Source organism: Bradyrhizobium sp. 164 (genome assembly GCF_023073715.1).
GTDB lineage: Bacteria > Pseudomonadota > Alphaproteobacteria > Rhizobiales > Xanthobacteraceae > Bradyrhizobium.
This window is the reverse complement of the sequence record NZ_JADPKA010000113.1, coordinates 1-1201: the sequence shown is the minus strand read 5'-3', so window position 1 is coordinate 1201 and position 1201 is coordinate 1. Positions and strand designations below refer to the sequence as shown.

General features: G+C 60.4%; 1 pseudogene. It reads left to right on the top strand.

Annotation, left to right across the window (positions count from 1 at the left end):
• Positions 1–157 precede the first annotated feature (157 nt).
• Positions 158–1016: pseudogene (locus tag IVB01_RS35025) on the top strand (IS3 family transposase); the annotation flags it as partial.
• Positions 1017–1201 lie beyond the last annotated feature (185 nt).

The window sequence follows — 1201 nt, the reverse complement described above, 5'->3', positions numbered from 1 at the left end:
GGGTGCCAACCAATATGAGCAACAATATCGCAGCCGCGTCGTCGCCAACCTTCAGCGGAGGGCCAAATCGCTAGGCTTCCTGTTGCAGGCCATTCCGGGAGACGCCAATCCGGCTGTTTCTTAGGAAGTCGATCGCGATCTTTGCCGGAACACGGACATGAGCTTCCGCTTCATCGAGGACCATCGCGATACCTATCCGGTGCGGCTGATGTGCGCTGTGCTCGGGGTCTCGGCGGCCGGCTATTACGCTTGGCGGGAGCGGCCGGCGAGCACGCGCACGACCACCAATACTGCGCTCCTGGCTTCGATCCGACAGGTTCATCAGGACAGCGGCGGACGCTATGGCAGCCCGAGAATCCATGCCGCGATGCAGGCGCGGGGACGTGGCGTCAGTCGCGGCCGATCGAACGCTTGATGCATCGGCACGGTATCCGCGCCATCACGGCACCACCGCGCCGTGTTCGGACCACCGACAGCCGCCATGGCCTGCCGATCGCGCCAAATCTCGTCGATCGTCACTTTGCAGCTGCGGCTCCGAACCGGATCTGGCTTGCCGATATCACCTACATTCCGACGGCAGAGGGCTGGCTCTACCTGGCGGCCGTCATGGACCTCTTCAGCCGCAAAATCGTCGGCTGGGCGATGCGCGATCACATGCAGGTCGAGCTCGTTTCATCCGCCCTGACCAGGCGATCCGCCAGCAGCGGCCGGAGCCCGGATTGATTCATCACTCCGATCGCGGCGTGCAATACGCTTCACAGGACTATCGCGCAGTCCTGTCGGCCGCCGGCATCACTGCATCAATGAGCCGCAAAGCCGACTGCTACGACAATGCCCCGATGGAAAGCTTCTTCCATACCCTGAAGACCGAGCTCGTTCACCATCGCGACTATAAGACCCGCGCCGAAGCCCAGTGCGACGTCTTCGCTTACATCGAGGGCTTCTACAACCGAGTCCGGCTCCATTCCGCCATCGGATATATTGCCCCGATCCGGATGGAGCTAAAAGCAGCTTAACCCTGTCTACTTTTTCGGGGCAACATCAGATCTCAGCCATCGGAAAACCTCCTGTCTAAAGCGGGATGGGGTTTGGTTGAATCGACTTGGGATTCCCAAATCAGTTCGTTTCTGATTCACCATGCTGGCTGGGCGGGAGGCCAGCATGGATGGGCAAGCCTTATTCTCTGGATCTTCGCCAGCGT